Source organism: uncultured Phocaeicola sp., from assembly GCF_948499155.1.
Lineage (GTDB): Bacteria > Bacteroidota > Bacteroidia > Bacteroidales > Bacteroidaceae > Phocaeicola > Phocaeicola faecalis.
On sequence record NZ_CAOOSE010000002.1, the window covers coordinates 275625 to 291261 of the forward strand.

General features: G+C 43.2%; 14 protein-coding genes. 3 read left to right on the plus strand and 11 right to left on the minus strand.

Annotated elements, in window-relative coordinates; all coding sequences use genetic code 11:
* Positions 1–142: 142 nt before the first annotated feature.
* Positions 143–733, plus strand: coding sequence for a recombinase family protein (locus tag QYT14_RS03095; RefSeq protein ID WP_004319477.1), 591 nt, complete (start codon positions 143–145; stop codon positions 731–733).
* A 94-nt stretch (positions 734–827) separates the two neighbouring features.
* Here QYT14_RS03095 and QYT14_RS03100 read toward each other — a convergent pair whose 3' ends face one another.
* The 4 genes from QYT14_RS03100 to QYT14_RS03115 form a co-directional block, all read right to left on the minus strand.
* The gene (locus QYT14_RS03100; protein WP_004319478.1) at positions 828–1133 is read right to left on the minus strand and encodes a hypothetical protein; all 306 of its coding nucleotides are present in this window, start codon (positions 1131–1133) and stop codon (positions 828–830) included.
* The gene (locus QYT14_RS03105; protein WP_004319480.1) at positions 1130–1372 is read right to left on the minus strand and encodes a hypothetical protein; all 243 of its coding nucleotides are present in this window, start codon (positions 1370–1372) and stop codon (positions 1130–1132) included. Before QYT14_RS03105 ends, QYT14_RS03100 begins: the two co-directional genes overlap by 4 nt.
* 13 nt (positions 1373–1385) lie before the next feature.
* Positions 1386–1670 carry a hypothetical protein gene (locus QYT14_RS03110; protein WP_004319482.1) on the minus strand — a complete coding sequence of 95 codons (285 nt, stop codon included), beginning with the start codon at positions 1668–1670 and terminating at the stop codon, positions 1386–1388.
* A gap of 775 nt (positions 1671–2445) precedes the next feature.
* Positions 2446–4176, minus strand: coding sequence for a ParB/RepB/Spo0J family partition protein (locus QYT14_RS03115; protein WP_288324333.1), 1731 nt, complete (start codon positions 4174–4176; stop codon positions 2446–2448).
* A gap of 394 nt (positions 4177–4570) precedes the next feature.
* On the opposite strand from QYT14_RS03115, the gene QYT14_RS03120 reads away from it, so the two are divergent.
* Positions 4571–4822: a hypothetical protein gene (locus QYT14_RS03120; RefSeq protein WP_032837713.1), complete on the plus strand. Its 252-nt coding sequence runs from the start codon at positions 4571–4573 to the stop codon at positions 4820–4822.
* A gap of 102 nt (positions 4823–4924) precedes the next feature.
* Here the strand turns inward: QYT14_RS03120 and QYT14_RS03125 are convergent, their stop codons facing one another.
* The 6 genes from QYT14_RS03125 to QYT14_RS03150 all read right to left on the minus strand — a co-directional run bounded on the left by QYT14_RS03125 (position 4925) and on the right by QYT14_RS03150 (position 12691).
* The gene (locus QYT14_RS03125; RefSeq protein ID WP_057097959.1) at positions 4925–9901 is read right to left on the minus strand and encodes an N-6 DNA methylase; all 4977 of its coding nucleotides are present in this window, start codon (positions 9899–9901) and stop codon (positions 4925–4927) included.
* Between the two features lie 445 nt (positions 9902–10346).
* Positions 10347–10832: an SLOG family protein gene (locus QYT14_RS03130; protein ID WP_032837707.1), complete on the minus strand. Its 486-nt coding sequence runs from the start codon at positions 10830–10832 to the stop codon at positions 10347–10349.
* A 273-nt stretch (positions 10833–11105) separates the two neighbouring features.
* Positions 11106–11300, minus strand: coding sequence for a hypothetical protein (locus QYT14_RS03135; RefSeq protein ID WP_004319490.1), 195 nt, complete (start codon positions 11298–11300; stop codon positions 11106–11108).
* A gap of 49 nt (positions 11301–11349) precedes the next feature.
* Positions 11350–11652, minus strand: a complete 303-nt coding sequence (locus tag QYT14_RS03140; protein ID WP_004319491.1) for a hypothetical protein — start codon at positions 11650–11652, stop codon at positions 11350–11352.
* Between the two features lie 10 nt (positions 11653–11662).
* Complete coding sequence (locus QYT14_RS03145) at positions 11663–11905, minus strand: hypothetical protein (protein ID WP_004319494.1); 243 nt, start codon at positions 11903–11905, stop codon at positions 11663–11665.
* 408 nt (positions 11906–12313) lie between these two features.
* On the minus strand, positions 12314–12691 hold the full coding sequence (locus QYT14_RS03150) for a single-stranded DNA-binding protein (protein ID WP_004319496.1): 378 nt from the start codon (positions 12689–12691) through the stop codon (positions 12314–12316).
* Between the two features lie 807 nt (positions 12692–13498).
* Between QYT14_RS03150 and QYT14_RS03155 the strand changes: the two genes are divergently transcribed.
* Positions 13499–14308, plus strand: a complete 810-nt coding sequence (locus QYT14_RS03155; RefSeq protein ID WP_004319498.1) for a phosphoribosyltransferase family protein — start codon at positions 13499–13501, stop codon at positions 14306–14308.
* 393 nt (positions 14309–14701) lie between these two features.
* On the opposite strand, the gene QYT14_RS03160 is transcribed toward QYT14_RS03155, so the two are convergent.
* A complete protein-coding gene (locus tag QYT14_RS03160; RefSeq protein ID WP_288324220.1) occupies positions 14702–15490 on the minus strand; it encodes a site-specific integrase in 789 nt (262 codons plus the stop codon).
* Positions 15491–15637: the final 147 nt, after the last annotated feature.

The following is a 15637-nucleotide window of genomic DNA, read 5'->3' on the forward strand; positions in this document are numbered from 1 at the left end:
GGCAACATGGCAAACAATCTGTCTGACACGCTATGGAACCTCGATATGAAATGATAAAAAAGGTTGTCCGAGCTGCCATTTATGCGGCTTTGTGAGGTATTTGTTATACCTTTGTACTTAAATAAATTAGGAACGAATAAATATGTCGAAGGTAGGATATGTAATAAATTATGCCGGGTATGGTACGGACGTGGATAAAGAATGGATGAAGCGTTTCGGCTGTACGGAGATTATGGAAGAAAAGCAAGAGTGTGGCCCGTTACGTGCAGAATGGAACAAATTGCTTAGACGGCTAAATAAAGGGGATGAACTGGTTGTTCCCAAATTGAGCTATATCATCCGTGAGACACGGCAGCTTTCGTATCTCCTTGAATATTGCCGTCTGAAGGAAATCCGGCTCATATCTATCCATGACTGCATAGACTCCGGCAACGAGCTTTTTCCAGAGACACAGATGTCGGATATACTCAATGTCGTGGCATTGCTGCCCAAAGAAGCATTTGATGTCCGCAAATCCTCTGATGCAATCCGAAAGGTGAAAAGCCGCATGAGAACATTGTCCCCGGTGGATTATAACCGCATCGAGCGGAAAGAGTGCGTGGTGAATATGTATAAAAGCGGCCACCTTATCAATGAGATATGGAAAGCAAGTGGCTTCAGGAGCCGGAGTTCCGTGTTCCGGGTGCTGAAAGAAGCCGGGATAACATTGAACAGAGGGCGTAAAAAAGGATAAGCCTTTATGTAGTTAAAAGGGGGCTAAGGTGCAATGATACAGCATGGATGGGATTTATCTCCCCCATCCATGCTGCCATTTCGTAGTACGGCTTTTATTCAATAACCCGAATACGTCTGTTATAATAAACACCCTTGAATGCTTTTACAACAGTATCATAGATTTCATCGCACGATACGGCATCAAAGCAAAGCTCCATCGTCCAGAAATCAAATTGAAATTCCACCAATGTTCCCGAATAACGGTCTGACGTATTGTAAATGGTCACGGACATATAATCGACCGTTCCGCTTTGCAATTCCACCCAATGCCCGTAATAGGAAAACGAGTCATTGTTTGACTGGCTGTTAAGGGTGATTTTGTTTATCAATCTGCTTATGAAATTATATCTCTTTTTCATTGCGGTATCTGTTCATCTATTCCCACCGTGAAGCCTTGTCCGTCCTCATTCATAAACTCATAAAGCCTTTCAAAGTCATGCTTGACCTCTCCATGGCGGAAGTTTTTCATGCACTCTTGAATTTCAACTTCCATTGCGGCTTTGGCTTTCTCCAAAGTGCTGTAAAGCGTATGGCAATCGGAAACGCTTTCACCGCAATCAACTAATGTATAAAGTATGTGGATGGTGTTCGTTTTCATTTTTGTAAACCAGTTAGATGTGAGGTATATATCGTTCGTTCTCTGCTAAAAACTCTATAATTGCTTTAGCCTCTTCGTGCGAAGCCCTGTTACGGTCATCGTATCGGCGTTCTTCGTCAGCCATGACCTTCAGACATTTCCGGATTAATCGGTACAGCAGTTGTTGGATAGTCGGGTGCATGAATGGGATGGAAGCAGCAAATACGGAATGATTGAAACTATAATTATTCAACATATTCTCTACTTCTTTTGCAAATTGGTACTCCTTGGTTGCTTGGATGTTCGGAATTTTTTCCATTGTCTTTTCTGTTTTAATGGGTTACACATATCTTTCCCTGTCTTCGGCTTCTTTCTGTCCTGCCGGTTCGGAATTTATGCTGCGGTTTCCAATCATCGGCCAGGCTTATAGGTACGGTCTTTTTTGCCAATTACTCTTGCATGACAAGGAAGAATTTGCAAAAAATATATTTCAGACCGGAGTGTTAAGCCACGATGATAGACCTTTGCAGCCCAAAATCTGAGCGGTGCGGACAGATTGGATTCCGAAAATACTTGATGAGTATAAAAGGAATAATAGGTTGGTTTAAAAGGGAACGATTTGCTTTCGGGCGGGTCGGATAAGAGTCTGTCTGGCAAACAAGAAGGTGACTTTTCATATCTTGGGCTATACCGAAGATACAGGACAAAATAGGACGTGTCACCGTTTGCCCATACCATAACCTGCCTTCCCATATTTTGTATGGTAAGGTTGGCTGTGGTACAGACATTCCACTGATATGGGTGGGGAAAGCAAACCGATAAAAGAGGAAGTCCAAATGATATAAAAGGAAGTCCGACAATCCCTTCGGGTTCTAAAAAAGGTAGTTGGTCTAAGCACATTATAATAGGAAAGCCGGGGAAGCAAACCTTATTTGGCTCACTACCCCCAGCCCTGCATATTCACACTTGCTAATCAAACCAGTCGGGATTATCTGCTTTGAGTTGGGTTATCAACCCGCTATCATCCGTTGTCATTTTACATAATGTTACCGGGATTAAAGAAAGCAAGTAGTGGGCGGATTGCTCCACCCTTGCTACTTATTTAGGCTGCTACTTCGGATTGTTGTTTCTATGGGTTGGGGAACTCCTTCAGGTTGAGGATGTCCGGCATCTTCTGTCTGCTCCAACAAAGCGACTTTCTTTTCTTCAATGCGTTTATGGCGGTTTTCGTACACTTCATTATACTTGTTTGTGATGTTTGCCAACTCTTCGGGCATATGTTTTTTTGCAAAGTCAAGCAAGAGTGCAGCCGTGCCATTGTTCCTAAAGGCATCCTTAAAATTAGCAATCAAGAAATCCCTGCGGATAACGGCTTTTGCTTTTGCCGTAAGATTGGCTATGACGTTCATCTTTTCTTCATCTTTCAGATAATCACATTCTTTGTCAATGCCGACGGCAGCATAATTTTCCTTACGGAGAGAGGACAACAAGAAGAAATACATCATCCTATCTTCATCAGCACCAAATTTTGTTTCCGTTGTATCAATTTCCTTTATCACCCTTTTTACATCATCTACTGTGTTCTCAGTGGCGATTTCCTTGTTACGCTTGTCTTTCTTTTCCAGTTTCGCTATTTGTGTGGCTATTGTTTGTGTAACCTTATTACTTTCAGCTATTTGGGTTGCGGTCTTTTCCACATAACAGAGTGTGATGTCAGCCTGCCCAATCTTGGCATAAAGTGTAATCTCTCCGGCTTCGCCCTGCCTGCTGATTTCATTGCATATCTCCATATAGTCTGCTTGTTCTTCCTCGTAATCCTTTAGTGCTTCCTCGTAATCTTCGGAGTTATCGTAATCTCCGATTTGTGGTTCTATCGGATTTTTAGGAAAAGCTATGCAACTATTTATTGTTTCAACGTCATAGCCCGAAGCGATGAGACGTTCAACCGTGGTTGCATTAGTGCAATATGGGTCACGGCAAAGGATTATATCGGGCTGTTGTTGCGCAATCTGAATGGCTTTCTCTTTCAGAAAGGCTGCATTCATTTCTGCAAGACAAGTGCGGTTAGAGCATTGTCCACAACCACCGTCATTGAATAGCAAAAGGTTATTGGTGTTATACCGGCAAGAAGCACATTCGGTCTTGTCGAAGTAGTAACGCTCCAAGTCTATGGTGAATTTTTGCTCGATAAGCTCTGCTATCTCTTTGGCTTTTCGGCCTCTCCAACTGGAATAGTGCTGGATGCCTTCTTTGAGATATTTCTCGTACACCTCACGTTGCACATCTTCCCCATATCGGCATATCTCAGAAGCCACACTAATGGTGATAACGTCTGCATCCAGCAATTCGGCAAGTTCGGGAATGAGGGTGGAGAAATTCAATCGGGTACGGATATAGTTCTCGCTTTTACAAAATAAGACAGACAAGGTTTCTACCGTATGCCTCCCACTATCAATGAGTTGCTTATAAGCATTGGCTTCTTCCGTAGGAGTAACGTCTTTACGCTGCAAGTTCTCTGTGACCGCCATTTCCTGTGCTTCTTCGTCCGAAAGTTCGGATATGATAGCCGGAACTTCTTCCAAACCAGCAATAACGGAAGCACGGTATCTGCGTTCGCCAAAGACAATCTCGTAACGGTCTGTGTCTGCAATAGGGCGCACGGTGATAGGTTGCAATACGCCTTGTTGCTTGATGCTTTCCGCAAGTTCGTCCAGACCTGTTTCATCGAAACGCTTGCGAGGATTGTAGTTACTCGGCTGAATGTTTGCCACTGACACTAACGTGATGTTTCTTTCTGCTGCTGATTGATTAGCTGTTGTCATAATCTTTGTAATTTTAAAAGTTTGATATTATGTGAATATTTGTTTTTTCCCTTTCATCGGTTTCTTTTTGTCGAAACCGTTTTGGAGTTTTACAATGCCACACACAGCTATCGGTATAGCTTCATGCGGCGGCTTTTCTTGCCAATTACGCTCCGAAGGAGGAAGAATTTGCAAGAAATTCATTTCAAGCTGGCGGCATCAAGTGCGATAGCAGACTTTTGCATTAGGAAAACCCAACCGGTGCCGACTTAAAAAGTGACAGGAAGAAGGGTCAGGGAAAGAATGAGTAGAAAAGGACTATAAAGTCTCTATATATAATAGGTATGTGGAGAATGGTATAAAAGGAGGGATAGAACCTATAAAGGTCTCCGGCTTGGGTGGGTAGAATAATCAGGGTTTGCCGGACAAACAAAAAGCGGCTTTTTCCCGAACTCCATGCAGAGACAACTCGACGATTGTCGAAGTCCCTGCATGGAGTACCGGAATGTGCCGCCGTTTGTCCTGCCTCTCCCCGTGTCTGAGCGAAGTGAAAACTCAGGGAGAGGACAAGCCTTATCCTATGAAAAATCCGGGTGGGAAAGCCGGTGGAAGCTATGCTTATTATAAAAGGTATGGTCGCAATGAGGTATTACTCATTGAGTTGTTATAAAAGGGAACGATGGCTTGTAATGTGCCACCGCATCATAGAAGAAATTCCCTTTGCCTTGTCTCACGACAAAACAAAGGGAATGGTTAAAATATACTGTATAAATTAAGCTGCGATTACTGTCACGGCAGGTTGTTGCTCCAACTCTTTCAAGGAGTTATCAATCTTCCGCTGCAACTCCTTGCACTCCTGTTTCAGTGCATCCAGTTCGGCGGTCTTGCCCCACTTGCGGCTGAAAATCTGCTGCAAGGTCGTGAGTTCATTTGCCAGTTGGTCAATCTTTTCCTGTTGGCGTCTTATCAGTTCCGGCAACTTGTCAAGGGTGGCTTGCGGATAGACTGCGGAATCGGCAAAGCCCAATGGCAATGCACCGGACAAACCGCATTTGTATTTCAACCCACTTTTACCTTCCACCAAGAATATGTTGCGTTCAAAAGCACCGGTATAGTGGTATTCGCTGCGGACGGACAGGTTCAGCCCGATGTAGCTGCCAACGGTGCCGATGGCTTCGCTCCTGTAAGTCTTGGCTATCTTATGCAACTCACGTCCGGTTTCTTCCGCTATGGCTTGTTGCAGGTTCAGAAGCAAGGTTTTCCGTTCGCCTTTGTATTCTTTATAATATGCCCAATCCTCGGACATCCGTTGTTTGGTTAGCATGGCTTCCTCTATATCCTGCTCAGTTTTGGCAATCTTGCGCTCGGCACGGTATCTTTCCTTGTTGAAAATGGCCTGCTCTTTCTCCAACTGCATAATCCGGTTGTCAAGCTTTGCCTTGTTCAACAAATCCATATTGCCGGAAAGGACTGCAACGAACTCGGCGAAGTTCATGCCTGTGTTCTCGTCCATGCTGTCCTCGTCAATCCTGCGCACGGCTATCGTGCCGTTGTTTATCTGATTGATAAACAGTTGCTTGTTCCGTAACAGGTTGAATTTGTAGGCATCCAGCGTTTTCTCCGTGCCGTAAATGATAATATCCACGACATTGCCACCCCAGAACTTCACGGTATTGCCTTTGCGGACGGCACGCCCGTTGCGCTGCTCCAAATCTGCCGGGCGCCAGGGTACCTCCAAATGATGCACCGCCACGGCTCGCTGCTGCGCATTGACACCTGTACCCAACATGGAAGTAGAGCCGAACAATACCCGGACAGTGCCGTTGTTCATGTCGGTAAACAGTTTCTTACGTTCCTGTTCGGTCTTGGCAGTCTGTATAAACCGTATCTCATTTGCCGGAATACCCATTGTCACCAACTTGTCTTTGATGTCCTGATAGATGTTCCACTCATTAGACTTGTACGTGCTTAAGTCACTGAACACGAACTGCGTACCTTTGTTGGATTTGGAACGTACATAATAGTCGTAGATAGTGGCCGCACACCGGGAAGCCTTGTTGCCCGGATCGTCAGCGAACTTATCACCCAACAGGCGCATATCCAAAGCCATTTTCCGTGCCACATTGGTAGCCACCAGCATTTTAGCCATATCCAGATTGTCGGGCTGCGGAATGTCAAGCCCCAAATCATCCCAATTACCGCTACCGGCGAACGACACCAGACGTCCAATCATTTCCTCTTGGGCAATGGTAGGCTTGTCGGAGAGAAAACGTACATTCTTCTGCGGCACGTCAAGGTTTATCATTTCAGCCGTGCGATAATCGGTTATCTCACGCAGGAAGGTCGCCAGTTCAGGAATCTTGATATACGTGCGGAAACGCTCTTTGCGCTTGATTGAGCCGGTGATGTTCAACTCATAGTCGGTTGTCTTTTTCGTGAAAATAGCCGCCCAAGCGTCAAAGCAACTTATACATTGGCGTGACAACTCTTTCGGCCGCAAGTATTTGAACAACACATACAATTCGGTCAGCGCATTTACCACCACCGTGCCGGAAAGGAACGTGGCACCCAAATCCCTGCCCGTCCGTTGCTGTATGTCACGAATGGCGACAAGCAGGTTCATGGCACGTTGCGAGCCTTGTGTATTACCAATCCCGGCAACCCTTGTGTGGCGTGTCTGGAACATCAGATTTTTAAAATAGTGGCTCTCATCGACAAAGATGTGGTCGATGCCCATAGCATGAAAATCAACGCAATCATCCTTTTTCTCGCCAAGTTTCTTTTTTAAGGCTTCCAAGTTGGCGTTGAGGTTCTTCTGCCGTTTCTCCAAACCTTTCTGTAACCTTTTGTTGTTATCAGCCATACCGCTGTCCTCCAACACTTTCAAAGAGCGTTCCACGTCTTGAAGTTCCTGCTCGCATATCTCCAGCATGGTCTGCTCGGATTGCGGTATCTTGGAAAACTGGTCGTGCGTGAGAATGATGCAATCCCAGTTGTTATTCTTGATTTTAGAGAACAATTCCTGTCGGTTGGCAGGTGTGAAGTCCTCTTTTCCCGGATAAAGAAGTTTTGCGGTCGGATATGCCTTGCGGAAACAGTCCGCAATCTCGTGTACGTTGGCTTTCAAGCCGATAATGAGCGGCTTCTGTGTCATGCCCAAACGCTTCATTTCATAAGCCGCCACACACATTACCATTGTCTTGCCTGCACCGACTGCGTGCCAGCATACGCCACCGCCATTCTGCTTAATCATCCAGATTGCATCCTTTTGTGAGGGATAGAGGTCATCGTATGGGAACTGCTCAAAAGAGAGGTTGGGGAATGTCTGTACCGAACCGTCATAATGAGGACGGACGTAGCAATTAAAGCGTTCGTTATACAGGCGTACCAATTCATCACGCACGGCGATAGGTTGGCAATCCAACCATTCGTTGAACTTGCGGCGTATCTCCTGTATCTTCGTGGATGCCGCTTGTATGGCTTCTTCATCGGGTACACGGATACTTTCACCGTTGCGCATTATCTCTTTGGTGATTTCCGGAACCGTATCGTGCAGGGCGTGGACGAACAGGGCTTCCCCGTTATAGCTTCCAATCGAATAGACATTATAGGCAATGGGGGAATGGCCTTGCAAAGAGACAATATAGGTGTCATTCACATCAAAATACATCACTGTTGTGTTTACCCCGAACAGGTCTTTGGCAAAGGAAGCGTAAATACTTGCCGGAATCCAACGCTCACCCATATTGAAGTCAAGTTCTTCATACGGAATAAGTTCGGGGGTCGCATCTTCCAAAGCCTCGACAGATGTAGCCGCCCATTTTTGAGCGTTGCCTGTCAGGTCAGCAAGAACGGTACATATCTCCTTACATTTCTCCACGACATTACCTGCAAGGAATTTGCCTTTGTTCTCCCAACAATCCGTCAAAGGATTGTAAAATATCTCACCGGCAAGGGCTTCTGTCAGTTCTGTTTCGGTCTGTCCGGTTGTCTGTACAAGATAGTCCATATTGACCGAACCGTAATAGTTAAGGCTGCTTGCCAATGCTTCTACCGGTGTCAGTTGAATGGAAGTATCTATTTTCTTGAATGCAACAGGCTCGTGCATGATGTCGGCTTTACAGATGTCCTTTCCGAGTTGCATTTCAATCGTGAATACTTCCATGCCCAGACTATCCCAAGAGAAAAACTCCTTGTTGTCGTTGTGGTGGAAAAAGCCCCACTTGCGCACATAAGTATCATAGTGTTTGTTGAGTTGTTCCCTTAGCTTCGGATATTCGGCCAGTTCCTCGCTTTCTTTAGTTGTCAGTTCAAAGTAGGCTTCACGGATAGGAAAATAATCGTTGGCACGCTCTATGTTTATCCGGGAGACTTTTAAAGGTACGAATGTAACGGTCATGTCGGAAAAACAGTTTGCCTGTTTGTAGCGGAGTGTGCCAAGTTGGTTTTCAAAGAGTACCAACGTGCCGTTTTTCATCCACTTGTGCAACGTGCCTGTGTACGTGCGTTTTTCCCTGTTGGGTTGTGCCGCCTTGTTGGTATTAAAGCAATCAAAAAGAGACATTTGTATGCCGCCAATGCCTTTGTTCGGTGTGGCAAACAGGTTCTTTCTGAAAAAACGCTCAAAGTCGGCTTTCAGCATGGAGGAAAGGGTTTGTTGCAAATCGGCTTCTTCTCCCTGCCAGCGGTATTTGCGCACATATTCCCCATATTGGTTGGTTTGTATGCGACTTTCTGTAAACAAGGCGGTTTTTGGTAAAGTAAACAATTTATTGGCATGTCCGGTATATTGGTCACTACCCGGCACGATTTCTCGGGTTGTTTCCATGAACAGCTTTTCACGGTCTGTAAGCGTTACCTTACGGCCGCTCTTTTGGAATATCAACAGGTCGCTGCCTACTTCAATGCCGCTTGTCTGCATGAACAGGCTATCAGGCAAACGTAATGCCGTAATCAGATTGCAACGGTGTACAAGATAGTCACGCACGAATTGGTTGCCTTGTGTGTCAGCGATACCTCTTGATGTGACGAAAGCCAATATGCCGCCCTCGTTCAGTTTCTCAACGGCTTTCACGAAGAAATAGTTATGGATGGTCTTGGAAGCCTGTGCATAGATGCCGCCTTTTTTGCTAAAAGTATTGTCGAACACACGGAAGTCGCCAAACGGTATGTTGGAAGCGATTACGTCAAAGCGGTTGTGTTCCGTCTCTTGGCTGTCAATCGTTTCAAATCCTTCGATGAATACCTGTGTGTCGGGATGCAGGGCGGACAATACAAGTCCGGTAAGCAGGTCTTTCTCAAAAGCCGTCCGATGTGTAGCCATATCTCCGACTGGTAGGAAACCGCCGATACCGGCGGACGGTTCTAAGAATGTGCCCATTTTAAGGTCGTTTGCCGTGAAAGTGTCTTTGATTTGCTTGGCTACGGCTTGAATAAGGAATGTCGGGGTATAAAAAGCTGTCAATACGGACGATTTCAGACTTTGCAGGAGTTGCCTGTAAAGTGTTTCATTCCCTTTTGCCGCTTTTGACAGGACGGAGAGCAAGCGTTTGACGGCTTCCTGCATGGTGTCGGGTATGGGGGTGCCCGTTCCGATACTCAATACTTCCTTGATACCTCCGCAGCCTGTAAACTTGGATAATGTCTCACGCTCTGCGGTGGTCGCATTTCTGCGTTCCTCGTGAATGGCAAGGGCTGTGCTTATCGCTTCGATATTGCCCTCTAATGCTTTTAACTTGTTGTAACTCATACGTGTATATTTAACCTTTTGTTTAATATTTCCCTTTCTTCGGGCTGGTTGTTGCAACCTGCCGGGGATTATTTTTCTGCCCCGAAAAGGTGACGGGGCAATACGGGCAAATCTGACGAAGGAAATACGCTCGAACTTGTGAGAGGAAGATTTCGTGAAGACATCCACGGCACAGCCGGATTTGACAAGTCTTGACACCGGACGTTACCTTTGCGGAAAAATAAATCCGGGCTAGGTGGAATCACGCTCAAGAAGGCAATCTTGATTGTCACGTTATTAGAGGATAGGGAAAGTTTATAAAAGGAGCCATTTCGGGTAAAAGTGGAAGGGAAGCCGTTCTTGGAGCGGATGGTCAAAAAGGGAATAGGTTATGACAGGTAATTAGAGCGCAGTGCTGACCAAAAGAAAAAGGCTCTGTGCAATCATACACAAAACCTTTCATTGATTAAAACAGATTGACAATCGACATACCTCGCTGCCTGGCTCTCTTGAAGTATGTACCTCCTTTGGGTACTCCATCAAAATAGGCTATCAAGCAAGCGGAACATGACAGCATATAGTCATTCCTCTGCAAGAAACAGCCGTCGACATAGCTCTCATTAAGTATTACAACTTCGTCCGCTTTGGTAAGAGCGTTACGATAGCGTTCCTTATTATAAGGTGTAAACTTCTCGCATTGCCCACAATAAGGTACGGCGGCAACCAATGTAATGTCGGAATATACTTCTTTCATGGATAAGGCTGTTTCTGCGGCAAGCAGGTCGAAGCCCATCGCCATGCCACAGTAAAATATGCGGATGCCTCGATTGTAATGTTCCAATATCACTGTCCTTAATGCTTGCCGAAGCGAAGGTACTTTGTCGTAGGGTATGAAACGGTGGCCGGTAAGTGCCACTGCCATTACCTGATTATGTGAATTGGTTTGTTTCATTGTACACTCAATAGGTAGTTTTAATACTCTTTGATTGATTCTATATATTCTCTTGCCAGTTCTTCTACCGCAGCATACGGGTCTTTTTTATCTGCAATATCTTTCACATGAACCATGAAATTGTCTATTTCTCATATACAATTTTCATCGGTATATACTTGGCAATAATAGCCACCTACATTTTCCTCACAATCAGGATAAAATGTTACATATACTTGCGCTCCTTTTAATGTTCTTGCTGTTACCATATATTTTATTTTAATTATTGACTGGTTATAAAGCTGGAATTATGCCGCTTGCTATCAATATACCTCCTTTATAAAGTTCAATCGTGCCTGGCACAAATCCCATTTTTCCAAAAGCAATGTTACGGATATAGGCTTTGTATTCATCCGCTTTAAAGTTTTGTCCGGTCAGATTATTGAATATCATAGAGATAGATATGTTGTCGTCAGACCAAAGAATCATTTTTTGACCTTGCCTTATTTCCTCGATGCAACTTTCCTTTGGAGGATTTCTATTCGATATTACCTTCATCATCTTCATTCTTTGGGTTGTACCTACAAAAATCTACTATCAATAACCGTTCATCCATGTATTTGGAAGGGTCTGAGGCAAGGCGTTGCTTCAGCCAAAAATGTTGTCTGCCGTATCCATAAGCAAAGAACTTGTCAAAATCCGTGGTTTCAGACAATTTTGTAACAACAGCTTGAAAACCAGCTTTGTCTGTTGCAAATACAGCATGGTTTACCAGTTCAACCAATAAGTTGGGAATTTGTGCGTCCCATACGTTAATAAGATTTTCAAATGTCACATTCATAGCGTCTCAATTAGATATTATAAAAAACGATACAATCTTCCACTTCGGTTGCCTTGCCGAATAGTGGGTCTTTGGTATAATAAGGTGGCATACCGCCTTGCACGCTGTCTGCAATGGGGCATACCAGTTCGATACACCGATTACGCAATAGGTTGTCAATCATTTTAATCTCTTTGTCTTTCAGTCCTGTGGCGTCTCCGTTAGCCATGTAAGGCAATGCCCATGTGGGTACTCTTTCGATACTTCGTTCCATATAGCTTTTTTTTAAGTTAATACTATTATTTTCTCAATGCCTGACTTGTTTTCCCTACGTTACTTTTCAGTTCCGCAGGTCGGCATATCAGACTTTTTAAGGCATCCCCTGAATGAAGCCATTGATGGAATAAGGCAAGCCCGGATATGAAAATCAACCATGCAATAGTCTATTTTCATCATACGAGCAACGTGTGGCTTGCTATTTCCGGGCTTCATTCTAATTTCGCCGCACGAAAAGTGATGTGCCGGCTTGCGAGCCAAAAGAGCAATATGCTTCTTTATAGTGGTACAATGGGAATCAATATGATATAACAGGGAGGATTTGTTAAAAAAAGAGAGTATGCGTAAATGTATCTGTTGAACATAAAAAAACGGTCGAAGCCGTTTTTGAAAGGAGAAACTGCTGTTAAGCAGCTTTCTTGGCTTTCTTCTTTTTTGAAGCGATAGGAGCTTTTTCTTCTTTCTCCACCGGCTCATAGAAGTCGGTGACTGCCATGATGATACGGTTATGTTTGACACCTTGCTGGTCAGTCCATTCGTCGGGTTTGAAAAATCCCTTGACTGTAATGTTTTTGCCTTTCTTCAACAACTCAAAAGAAGTGCTGTCATTTTTACGCCAGGCTTCCACGTAAATGAAAGATGACACATATTCTTCTCCGTTTTGCTCCTTGCGGCTTACTGCCAGTGGGAAGCGTGCTACGCTTGCTGTTGTAAACTGACGGATTTCTGCATCCTTACCAACGAAACCTGTTACTGCGAATGAATTTTCTACTACTTTCTTCATAATTCTATTTTTTAGAAGTTAAACAATTAATTTTTATGATGCTATCGGATATTGCAGGTATAGGGCGGCACCAAGGATAGCACGCAAATACGCTATATTTTTCACGCAGTAGAAAAATGTCGGAAGATTTTCGTGTATGTCATTGGTCAGAACGGAGTGACCCGTAGATGCTTCGGCATCGCTGCATTATATCTTTGCATCTGAAAAATATTGTGACTTCGCCATCAAAAAGAGATTGGCGAAGGAAGGGTGAAGAAAATAGCAGTAACAGTCGGAAAGGAAGCTGAAGTATGCTAATAACCGCACGTGGCTCTATCCATGAGGTAAAGGAGCAAATCAGAATGGAAACTTCATTATGAAATGGGGAAGCCGTGAAAATTAGCAACCATATGGGTATTGTTGATATAAAGGCAATACTCATTGGGATATAGATAACGTAAGGCTGACTATAAAAAGTGGAGAAACGATATTGCCGGCAGTTTCAGTAGCCTATCGGTTGATAGAAGAAGGAAAAGGCTGTTAAACAAAGAAGAAGTTATCAGAAGGTTACTTTTCCTGTCAAAAAAGACTTTGGCTGTCTATTGGAAAAAGGATTGCGGTGAAACCTTTTATAACAGGAATGTATGTAAACAGATGATATATTAAGAAGAAAAACAAATGGAATAAGTTAAAAAAGGTGGATTGGAATACGCTGTTTCTGCGTATCTTTGCAAATGGAAGCGTAACATTATAAGAACGAACTATGACCTTCCAAAAGAAAAGGCATAACGTGCCTATAAAGCGTATCAATAACAAAGAAGATAGAGAATGGAAAAACTGATTATATGGATTGTCCTATTGGTGTTCTTTTACCTGATGAACAGGATAAGCACATGGAAAAAGAGAGCGGCTACGGCCTTTCTGGTGGTGGGGCAACGTGCGACAACAAAGGAGGAACGCAAATGGGGGTATCGTAATGCGCTGCGTGCAGGGGAACAGAAAGCGGAAAGATTCTATGTATATTCAGCTTTGGAAGATTTCATGGATGGGAAACCGATGATGCCTTTCAAGATGAAACTTTCCAATGGCAAGAAGATTCCGGCAATATTCATTGACTATTACATACCCAAAAGGGATTGGAATTTTATCACTGAGGAACAACGGAAGTTTGTACAAATGGTGTATGACTTTAAAGACGGACGTGTGTCTTGCAGCCGTTTATTCAAAGAAGCATTGGCAAAGCTGGATTTGCCGGATAGTGTTACTGTTGTATTCATGCCATGCAGCAATCAAAGCAAATACCTTACCCGATTCAGCCGGTTGAGCAATGCTTTGTCGTATGAAGAAAAGTTGCATCCGATGCTGTACAGTCTTACTTATCTGGAGGCTCGTGAAAGCAAACACAACATAAAAGACAGGGATAAGGTAAATGCGGATTCCAATGTCATTATCAATGCAGACATCGTAGGCAAGAAAGTCGTGATTATCGACGATGTGATTACAACAGGAAGCAGCATCAAGGAACACGCAGAGGAACTTGGCAAATATGGGGTGGAAGTTGTCGGGATTGTCTGTTTGGCTAAAACCGTGAAATATCCGGAGAAAGTAGAGATTTGGATTGAATCTCATTTCAAATAGGAAAATGTAAAGGAGTACAGGTTTAGTCCGGTTCTTGTAGTATATATACAAGATTTCATTAAACCTGTTTTTCTAAAGCTGGAGAATCTTGCTTTCCAAAAAAGGAAATCTTAAAAGTAAAATGTGACAGGTTTAGTTTAGTCCTTGTAGTATATATACAAGATTCAATTAAAACTATTATTATAAACTCATCCGGCTGATTACTTGATTATGCACTGAGTGGAAAATACAGTTGGTGATTTTTCTTTTGGGAGGCAAAAAATATCAAATATAGGGAGTGATTTGAGGTTGGAACTTACTTCTTACGATTTTGTATTGATTGGCTGAATTTTGAATAATTATGTTACTATCTTGTTAATCTAATAAATCTATTGTTTTGTATATTATTGTAATTCAGATATTTATAGTGCTATTTTTGTGATATTCCCATTTATGGCGCGGTACATAAGTAGTGAGATGTAGATGGGGAATATTCAACAACTTCTCTATTTTTTTAAGTTGAGCATTCTGATAGCGTAACGCATTGTAATATTGTTCTTGTAAGTCTCGAGAAATATTAGAATGAAGAATAGGCAATACATAATCTGACCCCTCAGTGAGGGAACTATATTTCTCTATAATTTCTTCCATACAAGGTTCAAGACCTATAATCAGCTGCCGACCTGTCTTTTTACGATGATAAGTGATAAGACCATCTTTGATATCCTTTTTACACAAATGGGCCATATCTACAAAAGCCATACCACGTGTATAGAAACTGAACATGAACAAATCACGAGCTAATTCCAACTTTTTCTTACCACTTAAATCCAACTCTTTCAACAGACGTAGTGCTTCTATACTTAAAGCACGTTTCTGCGTCTTATCAATTCCAGTGTACACACCCTCAAACGAATGTTGTTGAACAGCCAAGTTCTTGCTTACAGCCTTATTATACACAGCACGCAATACACGCATATAAAACGAGGAGGTATTCGACACCACACCACGCTGTTTCAGCCAAGATTGATAACTCTTAATCTGCTCGGAAGTTATCTCTTCTATACTGAGGTCTTCTCCCTTACGGAAGTTAAAGAAACTATTAAAAGTACATGAGTAAGAAACGGCGGTCTTAAACTGACCGTTGTTTTGCAGAAGTTCTTCCTGCTCTTTCATAAAAGAAAAAAATGAATTGCTACACATAAATTATTTATTAAAATAGACAATGCCAACATGACATTGCGAGGTTAAATGTATAACAACGGTCGCGGTTAAAAAAGGATTCGTTTATTTAAATTCTTAACAATCAATAAAAAAGCCCGAAACGTTCGCTTCGGACTTTTCTATATA

What these genes read in the sequence shown, in the direction of transcription:
- QYT14_RS03095 (WP_004319477.1), top strand. Translation starts at nt 143, where the DNA reads ATGTCGAAGGTAGGATATGTAATAAATTATGCCGGGTATGGTACGGAC.
- QYT14_RS03100 (WP_004319478.1), bottom strand. Translation starts at nt 1,133, where the DNA reads ATGAAAAAGAGATATAATTTCATAAGCAGATTGATAAACAAAATCACC.
- QYT14_RS03105 (WP_004319480.1), bottom strand. Translation starts at nt 1,372, where the DNA reads ATGAAAACGAACACCATCCACATACTTTATACATTAGTTGATTGCGGT.
- QYT14_RS03110 (WP_004319482.1), bottom strand. Translation starts at nt 1,670, where the DNA reads ATGGAAAAAATTCCGAACATCCAAGCAACCAAGGAGTACCAATTTGCA.
- QYT14_RS03125 (WP_057097959.1), bottom strand. Translation starts at nt 9,901, where the DNA reads ATGAGTTACAACAAGTTAAAAGCATTAGAGGGCAATATCGAAGCGATA.
- QYT14_RS03130 (WP_032837707.1), bottom strand. Translation starts at nt 10,832, where the DNA reads ATGAAACAAACCAATTCACATAATCAGGTAATGGCAGTGGCACTTACC.
- QYT14_RS03135 (WP_004319490.1), bottom strand. Translation starts at nt 11,300, where the DNA reads ATGATTCTTTGGTCTGACGACAACATATCTATCTCTATGATATTCAAT.
- QYT14_RS03140 (WP_004319491.1), bottom strand. Translation starts at nt 11,652, where the DNA reads ATGAATGTGACATTTGAAAATCTTATTAACGTATGGGACGCACAAATT.
- QYT14_RS03145 (WP_004319494.1), bottom strand. Translation starts at nt 11,905, where the DNA reads ATGGAACGAAGTATCGAAAGAGTACCCACATGGGCATTGCCTTACATG.
- QYT14_RS03150 (WP_004319496.1), bottom strand. Translation starts at nt 12,691, where the DNA reads ATGAAGAAAGTAGTAGAAAATTCATTCGCAGTAACAGGTTTCGTTGGT.
- QYT14_RS03155 (WP_004319498.1), top strand. Translation starts at nt 13,499, where the DNA reads ATGGAAAAACTGATTATATGGATTGTCCTATTGGTGTTCTTTTACCTG.
- QYT14_RS03160 (WP_288324220.1), bottom strand. Translation starts at nt 15,490, where the DNA reads ATGTGTAGCAATTCATTTTTTTCTTTTATGAAAGAGCAGGAAGAACTT.